General features: G+C 65.1%; 20 protein-coding genes. All 20 read left to right on the top strand.

All coding sequences use genetic code 11. From position 1 onward, the window contains the following. The first annotated feature begins 43 nt into the window (after positions 1-43). The 20 genes from J8G10_RS05565 to J8G10_RS05470 all read left to right on the top strand — a co-directional run bounded on the left by J8G10_RS05565 (position 44) and on the right by J8G10_RS05470 (position 19,173). Positions 44-496, top strand: a complete 453-nt coding sequence (locus J8G10_RS05565; protein WP_251440520.1) for a hypothetical protein — start codon at positions 44-46, stop codon at positions 494-496. A gap of 90 nt (positions 497-586) precedes the next feature. Then, positions 587-1,249 (top strand): thioredoxin domain-containing protein, encoded by a 663-nt coding sequence (locus tag J8G10_RS05560; protein ID WP_251440517.1) that lies wholly within the window; start codon positions 587-589, stop codon positions 1,247-1,249. 69 nt (positions 1,250-1,318) lie between these two features. Continuing rightward, entirely contained in the window at positions 1,319-2,230 is a 912-nt protein-coding gene (locus tag J8G10_RS05555; protein ID WP_251440493.1) for a cation diffusion facilitator family transporter, read from the top strand. 46 nt (positions 2,231-2,276) lie between these two features. Next, complete coding sequence (locus tag J8G10_RS05550) at positions 2,277-2,561, top strand: zf-TFIIB domain-containing protein (RefSeq protein ID WP_251440490.1); 285 nt, start codon at positions 2,277-2,279, stop codon at positions 2,559-2,561. Further along, positions 2,509-3,222, top strand: coding sequence for a copper resistance CopC family protein (locus tag J8G10_RS05545; RefSeq protein WP_251440488.1), 714 nt, complete (start codon positions 2,509-2,511; stop codon positions 3,220-3,222). Before J8G10_RS05550 ends, J8G10_RS05545 begins: the two co-directional genes overlap by 53 nt. Then, positions 3,219-3,761: a signal peptidase II gene (locus J8G10_RS05540; RefSeq protein WP_251440485.1), complete on the top strand. Its 543-nt coding sequence runs from the start codon at positions 3,219-3,221 to the stop codon at positions 3,759-3,761. The genes J8G10_RS05545 and J8G10_RS05540 overlap by 4 nt, the downstream gene beginning before the upstream one ends. Positions 3,762-3,820: 59 nt before the next feature. Then, positions 3,821-4,087 (top strand): DUF6804 family protein, encoded by a 267-nt coding sequence (locus tag J8G10_RS05535; RefSeq protein ID WP_308220675.1) that lies wholly within the window; start codon positions 3,821-3,823, stop codon positions 4,085-4,087. Continuing rightward, the gene (locus J8G10_RS05530; protein ID WP_308220674.1) at positions 4,084-4,680 is read left to right on the top strand and encodes a TlpA disulfide reductase family protein; all 597 of its coding nucleotides are present in this window, start codon (positions 4,084-4,086) and stop codon (positions 4,678-4,680) included. The genes J8G10_RS05535 and J8G10_RS05530 overlap by 4 nt, the downstream gene beginning before the upstream one ends. After that, complete coding sequence (locus J8G10_RS05525; RefSeq protein WP_251440479.1) at positions 4,677-5,444, top strand: cytochrome c biogenesis CcdA family protein; 768 nt, start codon at positions 4,677-4,679, stop codon at positions 5,442-5,444. The genes J8G10_RS05530 and J8G10_RS05525 overlap by 4 nt, the downstream gene beginning before the upstream one ends. Next, on the top strand, positions 5,425-7,107 hold the full coding sequence (locus tag J8G10_RS05520; RefSeq protein WP_251440476.1) for a cytochrome c biogenesis protein ResB: 1,683 nt from the start codon (positions 5,425-5,427) through the stop codon (positions 7,105-7,107). Before J8G10_RS05525 ends, J8G10_RS05520 begins: the two co-directional genes overlap by 20 nt. Then, a complete protein-coding gene (locus J8G10_RS05515) occupies positions 7,104-8,042 on the top strand; it encodes a cytochrome c oxidase assembly protein (RefSeq protein ID WP_251440473.1) in 939 nt (312 codons plus the stop codon). The genes J8G10_RS05520 and J8G10_RS05515 overlap by 4 nt, the downstream gene beginning before the upstream one ends. A 1-nt stretch (position 8,043) precedes the next feature. Beyond that, positions 8,044-9,678, top strand: a complete 1,635-nt coding sequence (gene lnt / locus J8G10_RS05510; RefSeq protein WP_251440470.1) for an apolipoprotein N-acyltransferase — start codon at positions 8,044-8,046, stop codon at positions 9,676-9,678. Positions 9,679-9,826: 148 nt separating this feature from the next. Continuing rightward, positions 9,827-10,291, top strand: a complete 465-nt coding sequence (locus J8G10_RS05505) for a DUF3515 family protein (protein ID WP_251440468.1) — start codon at positions 9,827-9,829, stop codon at positions 10,289-10,291. Then, positions 10,288-12,171: a cytochrome c oxidase assembly protein gene (locus tag J8G10_RS05500; protein WP_251440465.1), complete on the top strand. Its 1,884-nt coding sequence runs from the start codon at positions 10,288-10,290 to the stop codon at positions 12,169-12,171. Before J8G10_RS05505 ends, J8G10_RS05500 begins: the two co-directional genes overlap by 4 nt. Positions 12,172-12,202: 31 nt before the next feature. After that, on the top strand, positions 12,203-12,895 hold the full coding sequence (locus J8G10_RS05495) for a copper resistance protein CopC (RefSeq protein WP_251440463.1): 693 nt from the start codon (positions 12,203-12,205) through the stop codon (positions 12,893-12,895). Between the two features lie 422 nt (positions 12,896-13,317). Next, positions 13,318-14,382, top strand: a complete 1,065-nt coding sequence (locus J8G10_RS05490) for a nucleotidyltransferase (protein ID WP_251440460.1) — start codon at positions 13,318-13,320, stop codon at positions 14,380-14,382. Between the two features lie 125 nt (positions 14,383-14,507). Beyond that, on the top strand, positions 14,508-14,882 hold the full coding sequence (locus J8G10_RS05485; protein ID WP_251440456.1) for a hypothetical protein: 375 nt from the start codon (positions 14,508-14,510) through the stop codon (positions 14,880-14,882). Next, positions 14,879-15,403 (top strand): hypothetical protein, encoded by a 525-nt coding sequence (locus tag J8G10_RS05480; protein ID WP_251440453.1) that lies wholly within the window; start codon positions 14,879-14,881, stop codon positions 15,401-15,403. The genes J8G10_RS05485 and J8G10_RS05480 overlap by 4 nt, the downstream gene beginning before the upstream one ends. Positions 15,404-15,723: 320 nt before the next feature. Next, complete coding sequence (locus J8G10_RS05475; RefSeq protein WP_251440450.1) at positions 15,724-18,441, top strand: NACHT domain-containing NTPase; 2,718 nt, start codon at positions 15,724-15,726, stop codon at positions 18,439-18,441. Between the two features lie 9 nt (positions 18,442-18,450). Continuing rightward, positions 18,451-19,173 carry a hypothetical protein gene (locus tag J8G10_RS05470; RefSeq protein ID WP_251440447.1) on the top strand — a complete coding sequence of 241 codons (723 nt, stop codon included), beginning with the start codon at positions 18,451-18,453 and terminating at the stop codon, positions 19,171-19,173. The last annotated feature ends 110 nt before the right edge of the window (positions 19,174-19,283 follow it).

The raw sequence follows: 19,283 nt of genomic DNA, 5'->3' as shown, positions 1-19,283 counted from the left end.
CCTTCATCAGGTTCTCGTGGGACGACCGGGTATCATCTGGCATGTGACCCTCTCGGCTGGAACCCAGTGCGAGCAGCGGAGTCACGCGGCGCTGATAATGCAAATCATTAGCATCCTCGGCCTGGCGATACTGCTCGTCACCGGCATCGCCGCAGCATCGCACCTCGAGGGCGGCCAAGCCCCCTCAAACACGGCGACCAGCAGCGCACTCCCGAACTCGGCGATGACGCACGCCGCGGCGGCGGAATCGTCCTCGGACGCTCCTGCAGCGTCCGAGCGAGAGTACGGCTCCCTCAGCGCCGGGGCATTGTGCATTCTGGGGGCGCTGGGCGGCCTCATCCTTGCCCTCGCGCTGAGGGGGCTGCTGCGACGGCGTACGCTCGTCGGTCTTCTCGCCCCTCGGCGAGAGCTTCCGTTCCGTCTGTCGATGATGCGCGACCTTCTCCCGCGCACGACCGGTCCGTCCCTGTCACAGCTGGGTCTTTCCCGAACCTGAGTACGGCCATCATCCTCTGCCGATGATGCCTCGAACCCCGGAGCTTCCTCCGAGGTTTCTGCCGCCGTACCTGTGTTTGGAGTACCCCGAATGAGAACGTCCGTCAAAGCGACGATCGTGACCGCCGCCGTGATCGTCGTCCTGTTGATCATCGTGCTGGTCTTTGCCCTCACACGCCCGTCAGCTCAGGCCGCCCCGGATCCCACGGCCGGGCCGCCCCCAGTCCAGAGACCCAACTCGCAAGTCCTCGACGAGGGCGGAAAGGGGGCGGTCACGCTGGTCGAGTTCCTCGACTTCGAGTGCGAGGCGTGCGGCGCCTGGTACCCAGTCGTCGAAGAGCTTCGAAAGACCTACGCCGGCAAGATCACCTACGTCGTCCGCTACTTCCCCCTGCCCGGCCACCTCAACTCGACGAACGCCGCTGTCGCCGCCGAGGCGGCTGCCCAGCAGGGACGATTCGAGGACATGTATCGCCGTCTCTTCGCGACCCAACCCGACTGGGCCGAAGCGAAAACGTCGCGCGCTGACGTGTTCCGTGGATATGCGACCGAGCTGGGCTTGGACATGGCGGCCTATGACAAGGCCGTCGCGGACCCCGCCACCATCACGCGAGTGGAGCAGGACCTCAACGACGGCCAGAACCTCGGCGTGAACAGCACCCCGACGTTCTTCCTTGACGGCAAGCGGTTGGAGCTGCAGAAGCAGAACGACCTGGAGAACGCCGTCGCCTCCGCGACGAAGAACAAGAACTGACCTCAACGTCCGGGGTGGCGAACCGTCGCCACCCCGGCCCGATCCGCCACCTGGTGAAAGGAAACCATCATGGGTGCAGGACACAGCCATGACGCAGGCGAGACGACCCCACGCAAGCGCCTCCTCATAGCGTTCGGGATCACGGCCTCGTTCTTTGTGGTCGAAGTCGTCGGCTCGATCATCACGGGGAGCCTGGCGTTGCTCGTCGACGCAGCGCACATGCTGACCGACGTCATCGGTCTCGCTCTCGCCGTCACAGCGGCGCATTTGATGAACCGTCCGCCATCCCAGAAGCACACCTGGGGTCTTCGACGGGCAGAGGTCCTTGGCGCCCTGACCCAGGCGTCGCTGCTGCTCGCGGTCGGCATCTTCGCTCTCGTGGAGGGCATCCGGCGCCTGTTCGAACCGCCCGAGATCGCATCGGGCAGCCTGCTTTTCTTCGGGATCATCGGCCTGCTCGCCAACGTGGCGTCGCTGATCGTGCTGCTCGGCGGCCGGAAGCACAACCTGAACATGCGGGCCGCGTTCCTGGAAGTGGTCAATGACGCGCTCGGCTCCGTCGCCGTGATCATCAGCGCCATCCTCATCGCCGTTTTCGGCTGGTACCAGGCGGACGCGGTCGCAGGAATCCTGATCGCCGCGCTCATCATCCCCCGGACTCTGATCCTGCTGCGCGCCTCAGCGAGCGTTCTTCTCGAAGCAACCCCTCCGGGGCTGGACCTGGACGAAGTGCGCCGCCACCTCAAGGAGCTCGACCACGTCGCGGAGGTCCACGATCTGCACGCGTCCCAGGTCTCCACCGACCTGCCCACGCTCACCGCACACGTCGTCGTCGACGACGGGCTCACCGCCCAGCAATCCGCCGATCTGCTGCGTTCCTTGCAGGAATGCGTCGCGGAACACTTCCCCGTCAGCGTCGAGCATTCGACGTTCCAGCTCGAGCCCCGCTCACACCCGGAAGAACACGTAAGCCACGCGTGACTGGCACCGACCAGGACGCGCAACCGGAAAAAACGAAGGAGTCACCATGAAATGCCCCATTGACGCCACCGACCTGCTTATCGCAGACCGGTCAGGCATCGAGATCGACTACTGTCCACAGTGCCGCGGGGTCTGGCTCGATCGCGGCGAGCTGGACAAGATCATCGAGCGCAGCACAGGCTTCACCGAGCCCGCACCGCCGGCGAGCAACGGCTACGCCCCACCCATGCCCACCTACGACCGAGGGCAGAACCGGGGCAACGGTCATCACGCCAGCCGTGAAGGGCACCATGGCGGGCGGCGGCGATTCGGTGACCTCTTTGATTTCTGAGAGTCACGCGTCGCCACGAGCGCACTCGTCCCGCCGGCAATGGCTTCGACGTGTCATTGCCGGCGGGACGGCGACGCTGCTCGGCGTCGCCCTCGCCATGTCGGCCGCCCTTCCCGCAGCCGCGGAAGACGGGCTGGAATCATCGACACCTGCCGCGGGCACCACAATCGACGTCGCACCGGCCGAGATCTCCCTGACGTTCACCGGACTCATGCACGCCCTCGACAGCAACATCGTCGTCGAAGTGACCGATGCGGCAGGTCAGGAGCTCGCCGACGGTAACCCCAGGATCCAGGATCGAACGGTCATCCAACCCGTCCGCAAGACCAGCAGCACCGGTGCCTTCACCGTGCGTTGGCGAATCATGGGGCGCGATGGCAAGACCGTCACCGACTCGTTCACCTACGACGTCACTGCGGCAACGAACACCGTTCCCGCGGCGGACGAATCACCGACCCCCTCTCCTGAACCAGACGACGTCCCCTACCAGGAGGCCCCGCCGCGGGAGGACCTGGGGCAGATCGGTGTGCTCACCGTTCTCGGTTTCGGGGCGATTCTCGGGGCCTCAGCCGGCGTCGTGATGTACGCGGGATGGCAACGCCGCAAACGAGACCGCGCCGAACAAGTCGACACGGACACACCAGCGAAGGCACAGCAATGACACACGGACAAGCACGCCGGTTCTTCATCGTCTGCGTCGTCACCGGCCTTGTCGCCGTCATCGATCAGGCCACCAAGGTAGCCGCGATGACATGGTTGAGCACTGAACAGAGGATCCCTCTGCTCGGTGACTTCCTCGGGCTGACCCTGGCTTTCAACCCGGGCGCCCTGCTCTCCCTCGGATCGGGTGTCACCGGTCTTCTCACCCTGCTCGGCGCAGGAGTCACCGTGCTGTTGTTCGTCGCAGCTCTTCGCACCCGCACACGGGCCCAGGCCATCGGCATCGGGTTCCTGCTGGGTGGAGCGATCGGGAATCTGATCGATCGTGTCTTCGCGCCCCCCGCGTTCGGCCGCGGGTATGTGACCGACTTCCTCGCCTACGGGACATGGTTCATCGGAAACCTCGCGGACATCGCGCTCGGCGTCGGCTTCTTGGTGATCGGCGTCGGCGCCTGGCTACGACGCCGATCAAGGAACCAGGCGGTCAGCGCCGCGCTCGAGCACCGTGCCACGTCCCCGAACTCAGGCCAGCGTGTATGAAACCCCGTGACCCGGCACCTTTCCAACGCAACGCGCTTGCCCCGTCCCTGATCGCGGCGGTGACGCTGTTCCTCTCGCCGATCCTGCCGGCTGGATCCTGGAAGTTGGTGGCGCTGTTCGCGACGGCGATCCTGGCGTTGATCGTCGGATGGTTCGCATTCCGAGCCCGACAGTGGGCATGGGTGTTGATCTTCGTCGCGATCGCGGTGGTGTGGAACCCCGTGCTGCCGTTCCCGTTCTCAGGCATCGTCTGGGACATCGCTCAACCTGTCGCCGCACTGGTGTTCCTCGCCGCGGGCGCCGTGATCAAGACGAGGCACCCGTGAGTATTCGACGAGCAGCCGCGGTTGCCGGAGCAGTTCTCCTGTTCGCCCTCACCGGCTGCGCAGCAAATGGGCCGCTGACGGAGCAGTACCGCGGCGGCAACGAGAAGGGGTACATCGCGGGCAACTTCCAGGTCGTTGAGATTCCCCGTGCCGAGCGAGGAGACCCGGTCACCTTCGAAGGGAGAACCGAGCGCGGAGAGACCGTTTCCAGCCGCGACTTTGAGGGACGAGTCCTCGTCGTCAACTTCTGGTACGCGGCATGCGGTCCGTGCATCGTCGAAGCGCCGCTGCTGGAGAAGGTGTGGCAGAAGTACAAAGAGCAGGACGTGGGGTTCCTCGGCGTCAACACCTACGACCAGCCCGCCACCGCGCTGTCGTTCGCCCGCGACAACGGGATCACATACCCCAGCGTCATGGACGTCGATGAGGGAACCGTCAAGCTCGCCTTCGCCCGGGTAACACCCATCCAGGCGACACCCACAACGGTCGTCCTCGACCGGCAAGGGCGGGTCGCCGCCCGCATCATCGGTCAACTGCCGAGCTCCTCGATACTCGCCAGTCTGGTCAAAGACACCCTCGCGGAGTCGCGGTGAACTCCGGTCAGATCATCGTCGACGGTGCCTTGTGGATCGCACTGCCGCTCGCGGCTCTCGCCGGTCTTGTCTCCTTCGTCTCGCCCTGCGTGCTGCCGCTCGTGCCCGGATACCTCGGATACGTGGGTGCCCTCGGCGGCGACCCTTCGCCCCGAAGCTCCACCGCACCGGGAACCAGCACGCGCTCACGAGGCAGGCTTCTGCTGGGCGTGGCGTTGTTCATTCTCGGGTTCGCGGCGGTGTTCATCACCGTGACGATCCTGGGCGGCACGATCGGGCTCCTGCTGCAGCAGTACACGGCCGTGCTCGTCCGCGTTCTCGGCGGCGTGGTGATCCTGCTCGGCCTCGTCTTCGTCGGCGTGTTCGCGACCGCGCAGCGAACCATCCGACCGCGACTGCCGAAGAAGATCGGGCTCATCGGAGCGCCCCTGTTGGGTGTCGCTCTCGGCCTCGGCTGGACGCCCTGCATCGGCCCCACCCTGGCCGCGATTCTCTCCATGTCCTGGAACCTTGGCGATCCGTGGCGGGCCGGTCTGCTGGGACTGTCGTACTCTCTCGGGCTGGGCATCCCGTTCCTGCTGCTCGCCGTCGGGTGGGGATGGACGACCCGCTCCGCGGGCTTCGTGCGCCGCCATATCCGCGTTGTCAACCTCGCTGGCGGGGTCATGCTCATTCTGCTGGGCCTTCTCATGGTGACCGGCGTGTGGACGGCCCTGATGTCGGCTCTGCAACAGGTGGTGATCCGTGTTCCCCTCCCGCTCTGACACCGAAGTCGGTGTCGACCCGCACCGGCCGGACGACCACTTGGACAGCGCCCCCGTCGACGTGACGCAGCCCCAGATTGGCCTGCGGGGGATACCGATTTGGGCCTGGCGGCAGCTGACCAGCATGCGAACCGCACTGGTACTGCTGCTCTTCCTCGCCGTCGCAGCCGTACCTGGCTCCCTGTTCCCCCAGCGCAGCGCCGACCCGAACGGCGTCACCCAATGGAAACGGGACAACCCGGACCTGTTTGCGTTCGTCGACAGCGTCGGACTGTTCGACGTCTACGTGTCGCCGTGGTTCTCCGCGATCTACCTGCTGCTGTTCACCTCGCTGGTCGGCTGTGTCGTGCCTCGCGCCCGCCACCACTACACCGCGCTTCGGTCGCGCCCGCCACGAACTCCTGCGCGGTTGTCACGCCTCAGCGCCCACATGCAGACGACGCTCCCCGTCACCGCAGGTGAGAACGACAGCACGGAGCGGGCCATCACACTCGCCGAGGGTCTTCTTCGCAAGGCCGGCTATCGCGTCGAGCTGTACTCCGGGCCCGGGTGGAGCTCGGTCTCCGCCGAACGTGGATACCTCCGCGAAACCGGGAACCTGGTCTTTCACGTCGCGCTGGTCGGCATCATCGTCTCCGTCGCCATCGGCGGATCTTTCGCATACACCGGCCAACGGGTGGTGGTGGAGGGGACGACGTTCGTCAACGCCCTCAGCGACTACTCCTCGTTCAACCCGGGACGTTTCGTGGACGGCGCCGGCCTCACCTCGTACTCGCTCAGGCTCAACGACTTCAAGGTCGCCTACCAGTTGCCTGGCGCGCCCGGCGCCGGTCAGGCGGGGGACTTCTCGGCGAATGTGACGGTGCGGGGCGACGATACGGCCAAGAAGCAGGACCTGTCCGTACGGGTGAATGCTCCGCTGACGATCGCCGGCGACCGGATCTACTTGCTCGGCAACGGCTATGCGCCCACCCTCAGCGTCCGAAACGCCCGCGGGGACGTCGTCTACCGAGACTCTCAACCGTTCCTGCCGCAAGACACGAACATGACCTCGCTCGGTGTCATCAAAGTCGTCGACGGGATGCCGGAACAACTCGGATTGGTCGGGTTTTTCTACCCCACGCAGGGCACCCTCCCTTCCGGCGCGTTCACTTCGATCTACCCGGACGTGATCAACCCGGTCCTCACCATGAACGTGTACAGCGGAGATCTCGGGATCGACGACGGCACGCCTCGCTCCGTCTACACGCTCGACACCTCAGGTCTCACCCAACGAACAGGCGGGAAGACCGGCGTCCAGGCCCTCAAACTCACCCCCGGAACCTCGGCCGACCTGCCCGACGGGCTGGGAACGGTCACCTGGGAGATCTCCTCGTCGGCCGCGCCGGTGAAGCGTTTCGCGTCGCTTCAGATCCAGCACGACCCGAGCAGCGGCTGGGTACTGGGATTCGCGATTGTCGCGACCCTCGGACTGTTCGCGGGCCTGTTCCTGCCGCGCCGGCGGCTGTGGGTGAAAGCACGGCCCGTGACGGACGGGATCGTGGTCGAATACGCCGGGCTCGCCCGAGGCGATGACCCCACCCTGCAGGGCGCCGTCACAGCGCTGGCGAAGCACCACGCACGGCAGTATCACGATGACCGGCCGGGCAGCGAGAACCGATGACTCCCTGGATTCCGGACGACGCGCCGACACTGACGAACCTCCTCCTGCCCGCCCAGGGGCCGTTTCCGACCCTGCCGGTGCTCGCTGCCGTGCTCGCGATCGCGTACCTGCTCGGGGTCGTTCGTCTTCGTCGTCAGCGTCGACGGTGGCCTCTCTGGCGAACGGTGTGCTTCCTGCTCGGCTGTCTGGCGCTTGCCGCGACGACCGGGCTCGGTGTCGAAGCGTACGGGTATGCCCTGCTGTCGGTCTTCATGTTCCAGCAGCTCACGCTCATGATGACCGTCCCCCCGCTGCTCATCCTCGGATCCCCGGGAACCCTGCTCCTTCGTGCCACACCGCACCATGGGGTCGGTGTCGTGATGCTGCGCACGGCTCATGCGGGACTTCGGCACCCCGCGGCACGATGGGCGCTCAGCCCCTGGGCGACCCTGCCCCTGTACCTGGCCGCGTTCTACGGGCTCTATCTCGCCGGATTCGCCGACGTCGTCCTCGCCACCCCCGGCGGTCATCTTGCGCTGGAGATCGGCTTCCTCGTCGCGGGGATCCTCTTCACGATCCCCGTCTTGTCGTCCGATCCGCTGCCTTCGAAGTTCAGTCACCCCGGCCGCGCATTGGACGTGTTCGCCGAAGCAGCACTGCACGCGTTCTTCGGGGTGTTCCTGATGATGGCGACCAGCCTGCTCGTCGTCGACTTCACCGCCACCACGACCGCGCTCGGGATTGACCCGTTGGAGGACCAGCGCCTCGCCGGCGGTCTCGCCTGGTCCTACGGGGAGGCGCCGACGGTTCTGATGCTGCTCTACGTCATGCACCGCTGGTTCCGCGATGACACGACCCGGACCGCGGCGGACGACCGGTACAAAGACGCCCACGGAGACACCGAACTGGCCAGCTACAACGAATACCTCCGAAACCTGCACGGAAACGGACGCTGACATGGTGCTGCTCAGGCACCGTCGTGCCACCGATACGACCGCCCCGCCCACACAGCCAGGGACGGAGGGCCCGTTGATGCGACTGAGGCTGGCGCTGCCGGTTGCCGCAGTCGCCGGGCTCGCGCTAAACCTCGCCTATCAGCCGACCGGCTGGTGGCCGATGGCATTGGTCGGAGTCGGCCTGTCCCTCGCGACGCTCATCGGACGATCGGTCGGCGCAGCACTTCTCGTCGGCGTCGTCTTCGGGGCCGTGTTCTACGGGCTCCACCTGGCGTGGGTCGGCCAGTTCCTGGGGCCGATCCCGCGTCTCGCACTGTCCGGTCTCGAAGCCCTCCTCACCGCAGCAGGAGCCGTGCCGATCGTCCTCGCCTACCGGTGGACGGCCCGGGGTACGCGCCGATCAGCGGCACAGTTGATCCTGGTTCCGCTGCTGATCGGAGGAATCTGGGTCAGCCGGGAGGTCGTGATCGGAGCGTGGCCCTACAACGGGTTCCCGTGGGCACGCTTGGGCATGACGCAGGTCGACGGGCCGTTCCGCGAAGTCGCCTCCTGGACCGGGGTCACCGGTCTCTCCTTCCTCATCGCTGTGGTCGCAGCAGGTTTGCTGCAATGGGCGCGCGCGGGCGGTTGGCGATTCGGCCGTGGGGCACTTCCGGCCGCGATCACAGTCTCCGTGATGCTGATCGTTCCTCAGTTCCCCACCACCGATGCCGGCACGTTCACCGTCGGGTGGGTTCAGGGCAATGGCCCGGCCGGCTATTTCGATCAGAAGAATCCCGGCGACGTGCTCGGCGCGCAGAAGACCGTCTCCGAGCGGATCAGCGGTGCCCGCATCGACCTCCTGGTGTGGCCAGAAGGCTCCGTGGACTCCGACGCGTTCGCGACCCCAGACACGGCGGCGACGCTCACCCAGGTCACGACCTCGGTCGGCGCCCCGCTCCTCGCCAACGGGGCAACCACCCGCGATGGCCGCACCTTCAACACGTCCTTCCTCTGGGACCCGAGCGCCACGAACCGTCAACTCCACGACAAGGTGAACCCGGTGCCTTTCGGGGAGTATGTGCCAGACCGCTGGTTCTACGAGCGGCTCGTCCCGGACCTTGTCGGACTCATCCAGCGCGAATACACCCCGGGCAGCAATGCGCCGGTCGTCAACCTGCGCGGCGTGCCCATCGGCCTCGCGATCTGCTTCGACGTCATCTTCGACCGCGTGATCTGGGACGGGTTCGACCATGGCGCCCAGCTGTATGTCTTCCAGACCAACAACGCGGACTTCCGCGGCAGCAGCGAGAACCTCCAGCAACTGGCGTTCGCCAAGATGCGGGCCATCGAAACGGGGCGCGCGGTCGTCAACATCTCCACGGTCGGAACGAGCCAAGCCCTTTCCCCAGACGGCACCGTCATCGATACTCTCCCCGTCGACACCGCCGCAGGCACGGTCACCACGCTCCCGCTGCGCACCGGGCGAACCCCCGCCTCGGTCATCGGCCCGCGGAGCACCGGGCTATTCCCGCTCCTATCCGTGGGCGCGATGCTCAGCCTCGGGATCATCCATCGGCGACGACGTCCGCGGGATCCCGCCGATGCACCGGCGGCACCGGAAGGCCGATCACCGGTCGAGGGCCATGCCAGCTGAACACCTACCAGACCCACCCGCCGCGGGCGCGCGCGACATCCGCCCCGCCCCACCGCCAACCTTGCCCGGAGGTTCCAACATTCGCCCCGAAGCTTCACCCACAACAACACAGCACCCCGTACGGAGGCGGACCGCAGCAGGAGTCCTCATGCTGATGCTCGCCGCAGCGATGGTGACGGGCTGCACGACCACGATCGCGTTGGACCCTGCCCCGGCGGCCAACGATCCCCGATGCGCGAACGTGTCCGTGCGCCTTCCCGACACGATCGAAGGCCTGAAACGGCAATGGACTGACGCGCAGGCCACAGCCTCCTGGGGCAACAAGGCGGCCATCCTCCGATGCGGAGTCGAAGCCCCCTCGCAGACCACCCTGCAATGCCTCACCATCAAGGGCGTCGACTGGACCGTCGACGCGACGAACAGCCCCCAGCTGCGCCTCACCACGAGCGGCCGCACGCCCGCAGCGGAAGCCATCGTCGATACCCGGATCCTCTCGGCAGACAAGGTCGCTGCCGCACTCGCTTCCACCCTGCAGCAACTCCCGGCAACCACCACGGGATGTGCGACGCCCACGCCAACGCCGTCTCCCGCAGATGGGCAGAAATCGCAATGAAGTCATCGACGCTCCGAGCAGCCGGCCCCGTCATACTCGTCACCGCTGCGCTGTTCACCATGATCCTCGGGCTCGCTATCGGCGGGGGAGCAGCCCCACGCCTGGTAAACGATCCCGGCGCGCTCGTACGGTGGGGGCTCCCGGCGGCCAAGCTGGTCGCCAACCTCTCCCTGTCCGTCATGATCGGTGCACTGACCCTGGCCGCCTTCCTGCTGCGCAGCCGCGACGCGGAGTCGGCCAGGGCACTCGACACAGCCTCAGCCAGTGCCGCCGTGTTCACGGTGGCCAGCGGGGCGACAGGCTTCCTGACCTTCCTGTCGTCCTTCAACCCGAAACTGTCCCTCGGGACAGAGTTCGGTCAACAGCTGGGACGGTTCCTCATCGACACGGAACTGGGCCGCGTGTGGCTCATCACCACCCTCGCCGCGGCGACCATCACGATCGTGACCTTCGCCGCAAGGGGCCCCCGGGTGGCCCTGTCCACATGGGCGCTTTCGGTCGCCGCGGCCATTCCGATGGCAACACAAGGACACTCGGGAAGCCTCGCCAACCACGACGCTGCCGTCATGGCGCTGGTGCTCCACACTCTCGGTGCCGCCGTCTGGCTGGGCGGGCTCGTCGCGTTGGTGATCATCCGGCCGACGCTGCCCGCCCGCAGGTTGCCGGTGATCGTGGAACGATACTCGAGCTTCGCGTTGATCGCGTTCTGCATCGTCGTCATATCCGGTGTCGCCCGCACGATCGCATCAGTCAGTAAACCGGGCGACCTGATCAGCCCCTACGGAACGGTCCTCGCCCTAAAAGTCGCGGCCCTCCTCATCCTCGGCGCGTTCGGTGCGATGTACCGCCGGCGATTCATCAGCAGAAGCGCAACGGGCGGGGGCGTCTTTTGGACGTTCATTGCCGTCGAGCTCGCCGTCATGGGGATCGCCAGCGGTGCCGCCGCGGCACTCGCGCGAACACCCTCGCCCGCCGACACCACCGCGGCGCCTCTCCAGACCGCTGCGGAGATTCTCACCGAAGCGCCCGTGCCGCCCCCGCTCACCCCGATGGCCTGGCTCACCGAGTGGGACCTGGACGTCCTGTGGCTTGTCATCGCGGCCTTCGCGATCTTCGGATACGTCGGGGCGGCCCGGCGCCTTCGACGCCGCGGTGAGGCCTGGCCGCGACTGCGCACCTGTTCCTGGGTCGCGGGGATGTTGCTGCTCGTCTGGGTCACCAGTGGCCCCATCGCTGCCTACGGTGACTACCTGCACAGCATCGACATGCTGGGACGCGCTCTGCTCCTCACACTGGTTCCGGCGCTGCTCGTCACCGCAGCCCCCTACCGCCTGGCGGTGGATGCTCTCCCGATCCGCACAGACGGGAGCGACGGCGCCCGCGAATGGTTGATCCGAATCGGCGGCTCACGGCCCGTCAAAGCGCTCTCACACCCACTCGTCGCCGGGGCGGTGTTCGTTCTGGTCACCGTCGCCACGTCGACCGGGCCGGGACTTCGATGGGCGTTGTCCGACCCACTCGGACACCAGACGCGCATCGTGATCACCATCCTCGCCGGCGCCATCCTGCTCCGCTCCGCCACGAGCACAGCGCTTCATCGCGGCGAGCGGCGGCTCTGGATGTTGCCGTACGCTGCCGCTCTGGTTGCGGTGGTCGGCATCGGGGCGTGGGCCCTCACAGATCACGGCCTCATGCTGGCGGACTGGTTCGGCGCGATGGGACGCCAATGGGGTGTCACACCGATGACCGATCAGCGCATCGCCGGCGTGATCGCCCTCGCCGCCGCCGTCTCCCTGGGGGCCACACTCCTGACGGCCAACCGCCACAGACTCGGCCGAGCACGGCACCCTGCAAGCGATCCGCCTCACCCCAACCACTAAGACCCGCACCCTCAACCCGAAAGACACACGCATGACACGCCGGACACGAACCGCCAGAACCGCGCTCATCGCGCTGATCGCCGCCGCATCGGCAGCCCTCCTGACGGCATCACCTGCAGCAGCGCACGACAACCTTCTGCAGTCAAACCCCGAACCCGACTCGACCGTCACCAGCCTGGAAAACGTCGAGCTCACCTTCAGCGGTGATCTCATCGACTTCAGCCAAAGCAGCTTCGCCCAAGTCCAAGGACCCGACGGGCTCTACTACGAAAGCAGCTGCTCCACCATCGACCTCAACGTCCTCACCACTCCCGTCGCGCTGGGACCAGCAGGAACCTACACAATCGTCTGGAACGCGGTCTCCAGCGACGGCCACCCGATCTCAGAGTCATACCAGTTCCAATACCAGCCAGACGCCGCAACCAAACCCGCACCCGGATGGGACCAGCCCGCATGCCGCAACAACGGCACCCGCATCCAACCCGGAGCCCCGAGCCCGTCAACGGCCCCGTCCGCCACCGCGGGCCAGCCCGCGACGCAGCAGGCCTCTCCGAGCCCCTCGGAGGCAGCTCACACTCCCGCTCCGGAAAAGCCCGCCGACCCTAACGGAGAAGCATTCGCCGTGCTCGGGATACTCGGAGGTGTTGTCCTCCTTGGCGCGCTCATCGCTGGGGCGTTCTGGCTGTTCCGGTCGAGGACCCGCTCCTCACGGGCAACGGAATAGGCGCCAGCGCCTGAACGGGCCTCGCTTCCGGGGACTCGATCGATCCGATCCCAGAACAGAGCCCGCGACGATCGCTGTCACGCGCCGCAACTCGAGATCCGCGGACCCGCACGGATCCTGGGTTCGCGGGCGGCTCGTCGATGTCGCCGGCATCGACTGAAGACCCGAGGCTGCAGGGCCTGCTTGGCATCGACCACCCGCCAATGTCGGACCCCGAACGTAGAATGGGGGAGCACACAACTACACACAGAAGCCCCGACTTGCAGAGCCGGGGCTTGAGCAGGTCGGGGCCGAATGTCTGTGGAAGGACAGTTCGACCCTAGGCGCAAAGTCGCGCACGATCAAGCCAACCTAGACGCTGATCGTCACCTGCCTTCTTTCTCGGGACGCTCCTGAGAAAGTTCGACAGAAGGTGGTCAGGCATGGTCGCATATCCGACGATCGAGAAGGTTGTTCAGGACGCTCGGCAGAGAATCCAAGTGACCGACGAGGAACTCGACGAGGCCAGGAAACGGCGCTCCGCGATCGCGAGCGCTCTGCTGGCAGAATTCCCCGGCGCCCGAACGTACTTCAACGGGAGCATCGCCCACGGAGACGCGCTCACACCCCTCACGGACGTCGATCTCGGAATTGTCATTCCGAACACGGACGGACGCTATGGTCCCGGGCGCAAAGGCCCGTTGGAACTGCAGGAGCGTGCAGCGGGCGCGATCCGTGACCGTCTGAGTGATGCGTATGAGGGCCTCCGTATCGAGTTCCGCGACAGGAAACGGTCGATCCTCGTCAGATTCCGTGATCCGATCCGTGCAGGTCTGCCGGACTTCACCGCCGACGTGATCACGGCCATCGACAACCCAAGCGCGCCGGGTCTGTTCATCCCGAACTACACCTCCTGGGATCGCTCGCATCCCGAAGCGCACACGCGAATGATCACAGAGGCGAACACGAGGACCAAGACAACGTTCGCCAGGACGGTGCGACTGCTGAAGCACTGGAACAGGAAGAACGGAGCGCCCCTCTGCACCTGGAACATTAAGGCGCTCGCGCTCGGCAGCGTGATGACAGAGTCGCCGCTGATCTCGTCGATGCGTCGCTGGTTTGATCACTCGATCGCCGCACTCAAGCTCGGTGAGACCGAGGACCCCGCAGGCGTGAGCGACAAGCCGATCAGCTTGAATGTGCCTCGAACCGAGGCCATTCAACGCCTCGAGAAGGCTGCTGACAAGCTCGAGAAGGCAATCGCCTACGACCTGGCAGGATTTCCGATCCTTGCTCAGAAGGAGCTTGCCGACCTGTTCAACGATCCTGAGATGCTCGCTCCTCCCTCTCACACCGAGCTGCTTCGTGAAGGTGCCCGCTTCCACGCCAATCCTCCTGGGAAGCCGTCCACTCGATTTGGTGCGCCAGCGCTCGTCACCGCGGCCAGTGCCACGACGCTTGCAACGACGGCCGCCGCCACACCCGTGCGTTCCTGGGGAGCCCGGTGACGTGCCTCGAGACGTATCGGGTGGTGCACGCAGATCCGCGGTTCATCTTCAGGCCGTGGTGGGGCAGCTCTCCCGCCTGGCTTCTTCCGCTTGAGTCCCGTGCACGCCGACGGTACGGCGCAACTATGTCGCGGACCGAAGGCAGGGACTCGCTGGTCTACGAGTTCGACGCCATCGATGTGATCGCCCGAGATCCGGTCAGCGTTCGAGTCGAGTTCCACCGCAATCCCTCATACGAGCTCTACGGGCTGCATCCGATGGACTACCCGCGAGTCTTCGCGGACGTCGGCGCAGCCTCGCCTCATCGAATGCCCGATGACAGCCTGTGTCTGTACTACCCGAGGGACCCGCGTGATCGGCGTTGGGTCGCCGACGACGGCCTCGACGAGCTCTTGAACATCACCGCGCGTCATCTCTTCGCCGAAGACTACTGGCGTTCAAACGACCAAGTCTGGCCGGTCGAACAAGCTCCACACGGAATTCCGGAGGAGGCCGCGTGAAGGTGTGCGGGATCCTCGACTGGTGCTTCTGGGGCAGCGAAGCCGGCGCAACGATCGTCGCCGCTCTCCTGGCCGCGCTGGTGGCCGTCGGCGGCTATGCGTGGCAGCAGCGGCAATCACGCGCCGACAAGCGAGCCGTCATGTACAGCGAAGCCCTCAGAGCCGTCGAAGACTACGCGGAAGCTCCGTTCATCGTCCGGCGGAGAAGCGGCAAAGACGCGCGCGCAACGGTGAGCGCACAGATCAGCGAAATCCAATCGCGTCTCGCGATGTCATGCGCCCTACTCGAAATCTCGGCGAACCATCAGATAGCAGAGGCGTACCAGCAACTAGTTCGGACGACCAGGAAGGTCGCCGGCGCCGCCATGTCAGCAGCATGGCGCGCGCCGCGCATACGTCGAGACTCCGATCTGCCGGGACACACGCCATATGACCGTTCGAGTATCGACAACGCGAGAGCAGCCTACCTAAACGCGATCCGCGAGCATGACCACAGCGCATCGCGCCGAATCAACGGATGATGTGCCACCGTCGGCCAAGGGACGCGATCCGGGCCGAATCTGCTCGGCCCAGAAGAGCCCCCAGCAGGCCAAGCGGGAGGCCCCGAGATCGTGGTCCCCGTGGGATAGGCCGCTCGCATTCTGCGCGACAAAGCTAGACGCCGTGTCCAGTGGGGGCGTCGATCGGATGCTAACCCAGACGCATCGCGCCGTCGTCCCAGGCGCTCTCGCAGTTTCACAACACCACCCCCAGTGCGGACACACAAGTCCGGCGGTCATCGGTACGGTGAGGGCGTGACCAAGCACGTATTCCTGTCGCACATCCATGAGGAAGAGACTCTATGGGCCACTACGACCTGAACCGTATGGGCTGGCAACAATTCGAACACATGGTCCAAGCCCTAGCTAAGGCGGAGCTGGGCAACGGTGTCCGGACGTTTGGATCAGGACCCGATGGACAGCGAGACGCGACCTTCGATGGGCCAGTCCAGTTCCCTATTGGCAGCTCGAGCACGTGGAACGGTTACGGTGTCATCCAGATAAAGCACCATGAGAAGCCGACGACCACGACAGCCGACTGGAAGTGGTTCATCGATGAAGTCCGGAGCGAGCTGCGGGGGTGGGCAGGCAAGAAGCGAATCGGGAAGCGGGGTCCGGAGTATCTGCTTTTCGCTACCAACGTCTCGCTGTCGGGCGTCGAGGACACAGGCGGCAAGGACCAGTTCGAACTCCTGCTCAATAACGCGGCAGCTGACCTTGGATTAAAGGGCTGGTTCGTCTGGGACTACAGCGAGATCCGCACGATGCTTGACCAACACTCCGCCGTTCGTCAGCGGTACCTCGAGTTGATCGTGACCGGCGACTTCCTTGTGCAGCTTGAGGCGCTTCTGTCAGAGACGACAGCTTTGGAAGCCGAGCGGTTGGCGGGGCACGCCGTCGCAGAGCTGATTACCCGACAGTGGGTGCGTACGGGAGATGCCGGCTACAGCGATGCCTCTAAGGTGCGGCTGGCTGACATCGCAATCGATCTGCCCTGCACGTTGAAGGACCCTCCCATAGGCTTGTCAGCAGGTCGGTTGATGGCAGCGCGCACAACGATCGAGATCGGCGAACGCATCCTGTCGAGCGAAGAAGGCGCAGGCCCGCGAGGCGTCGTCCTGGTCGGGGGGCCGGGGCAAGGGAAGAGTACGATCGCTCAGGTAATTGCCCACGCGTATCGGGTCGCATTCCTCAGAGACACTGACATCACTCGATATGGGGCCAACGCGAAGCACGCATTCGACGGTCTTCGGGACCGCCTTGAGACTGCGGCGATTCCTGTCCCGGGCCGCCGCCGATGGCCGATCGTTGTGGAACTCGCGAAGGTGGGGACTTCGATAGCGCGCGACGAGGGCTCGTTCTCGTTGCTGAGATACATCGCCGACTCGATCGTTGTCGAAGGGAAATCGGCAGATGCCGCTGCGCTGCTGGATTGGTTGCGGAATTGGCCATCATGCCTTGTCCTCGACGGTCTCGATGAGGTCCCGGACGCCAAAGTGAGAGCCAAGCTCATCGACGCAATCAGCGCTCTCGTGAGCGAGCTCAGCGCGCAACGAGCCGATGTCCTCGTTGTCGCCACGACGCGTCCGCAGGGCTATCGTGGCGAGTTCGGCGATGCACTACCTTGCCAGCAGCTTGAGCTTCTTGAGCTCACCGAGGATGAGGCGCTGAATTACTCTGAGGCGCTGACGGCCGTCCGGACCGCCGAAGATCCAGATCTGGCGACACAAGTTACTGAACGTCTCATCACGGCAGTGCACGAACGCGTCACTCAGAGGCTCATGACCACGCCGCTTCAGGTGACGATCATGACCGCTCTCGCCGAAGATGCCGTCGACCTCCCCTCCGATCGATACGAGCTTTTCGACCGCTACTACAGGGTTGTCTATGAACGTGAGCTTTCGAAAAGCGAAGCATTCGTCGAATTGAGAACCCATCGGCAGCACATCGACCACCTACACGAACAAGCCGGCGTCAAGCTGCAGGCGCGTACCGAGCAGCCCGGAAAGTCAGATGCGGTCCTGACAAAGACAGAGATCGGCCGGATTCTCCGCCGTCGACTGAAGGCCGCGGGATTTGATGAGGCAGAATCAGACACGATCGCGGACAAGCTCCTCCGGCTATCTACGGAGCGGGTTGTAATGCTCGTCTCTCGGCGCCCTGCCAAGTTCGAGTTCGAAGTTCGGTCCCTTCAGGAGTACATGGCTGCCCGCGCCTTGACTGATGGGGCTGACGATACGATCCTCGCGAACCTCCGACACCTTGCCCCTTCCAGCCACTGGCGGAACGCCTGGCTCCTCGCGGCGGGCAGACTCGTCAAGAGGAGGGAGCACCTCACCGACGAGTTAGTCAAGATCGCGACGGAATACGACATGGCCGTGGCAGAGAGTTTGGTGACAACTCTTGGAGCGTCGTTGGCCGCCGACCTATACCTCGACAATCTCGGCGTGGAGTTCCCCAACGTCAGGCGAGCTCTCCTGGGTAGCGCCATGACGCAGTTCGCTGAAACCGCGCCAGAGCTCCCACGCGCCCTATCCGACCTGGTGAGTCTTGCTTTGACGCAATCTGGCCGCGAAGCTGCGATCGCACTTGAGGCGCTCCACGAACTCAGCCGCAAGAACCTGTCGAATCTCGCGACCAAGTACCTCAGCGACCGGAAGGACGGCATGAGCCCAGTCGCGAAACAGGCTCGAACCACGCTGACCGAAGGGAGGAAGTACGTCAAGCCATCCGAGCAAACTCCTCGAGCGCGCGCGCAGATGCTTGCCCGCCAGCTGGTGCGATTCGCTGGCGACATCCCTGAAGCACTCGTCCTAGTGGAACGACTCAACGACACCATTGGTGGCGGCGCCGGCGCATCGGTCGGAATTCTCCAAGCTCTTGACCAGGCGCCAGCTCGGGCCGCGCTGGATCGCACAATCAACGCGATCAGCCATACTCAACCCGACACGGCCCACTACGGCGTCAGTCTCCTCCGGCAGTACGCGACCCGAACGCTTCGCGGACAAGCGTTCAGCTAGCGTTGGTTCATGTCCGAGATGAAGCAGGTCATCGCACCCAGCTCTCCGGCTGCGATCCGGCTCGCGCAGCTCGCAGGCTTCAACGCGGATCTCGCCGAAGCGCTGAACGGGTTCACGATCGCGCTCCACCTGATCGAGTCCGAAGAGACGTGGGAGCAGAATCTTGTTCGGCCGCTCGTCTCCGACGCGACGGTTTCGTACGGGCGGTGCTTCACATCATCAAACGTCCGGCCGAATCTTGAGACGATCATTGACGTGCCCGATTCGCACGCGGACGAACATTACGCACTCAAGCGGCTACGTAACCGCACCGTCGCCCATTCCGAGAGCACGCTCACACCGTCCTACGCTGTAGCGAATCTCGAGCGCGACGAGTCGGCGGGAGCCACACGTGCGTCGCAGGCCTTAGCGATCACCGCGCATGTCTCCTTTTCCTTGGAGGCGATCCAGCAATTTCATGAGCTCACTCTCGTTGTGAAAGACCTGCTGCTTCATGAGATCGAAAAGGCGAAAGTTGAGCTTCTTACCGTGCTTAACGACGGGGGTGACCTTCAGGAACTCTGGGATAGCGGCGTACTCCCGCAGCTGGTTCCCGTCCCGCTGGATCAGTGGGACGTGGACTCAAGGCGCGCTGATTATCCTGACTCGCACATCATTCCGGTGGTGGTCACGCCGGCAAGGACCTTTCTCGCACCCTCATCAGGGAACCTCTTCGAGCCCCCGGATCCTTAGAACGTGCCTGCCTGATCCCTCGCACGGTGGGTGCATGCGGAGCCGACTACGGGTGGAGCGGACGAAGTTGGCGGGCTAAGCGCATCTTCGGTCGCGGCTGGGCTCACTAG

Source organism: Microbacterium sp. USTB-Y, assembly GCF_023703415.1.
Classification (GTDB): Bacteria; Actinomycetota; Actinomycetes; order Actinomycetales; family Microbacteriaceae; genus Microbacterium.
Note: the sequence above shows the minus strand (reverse complement) of the source record. Positions and strands in the feature narration are given on the sequence as shown.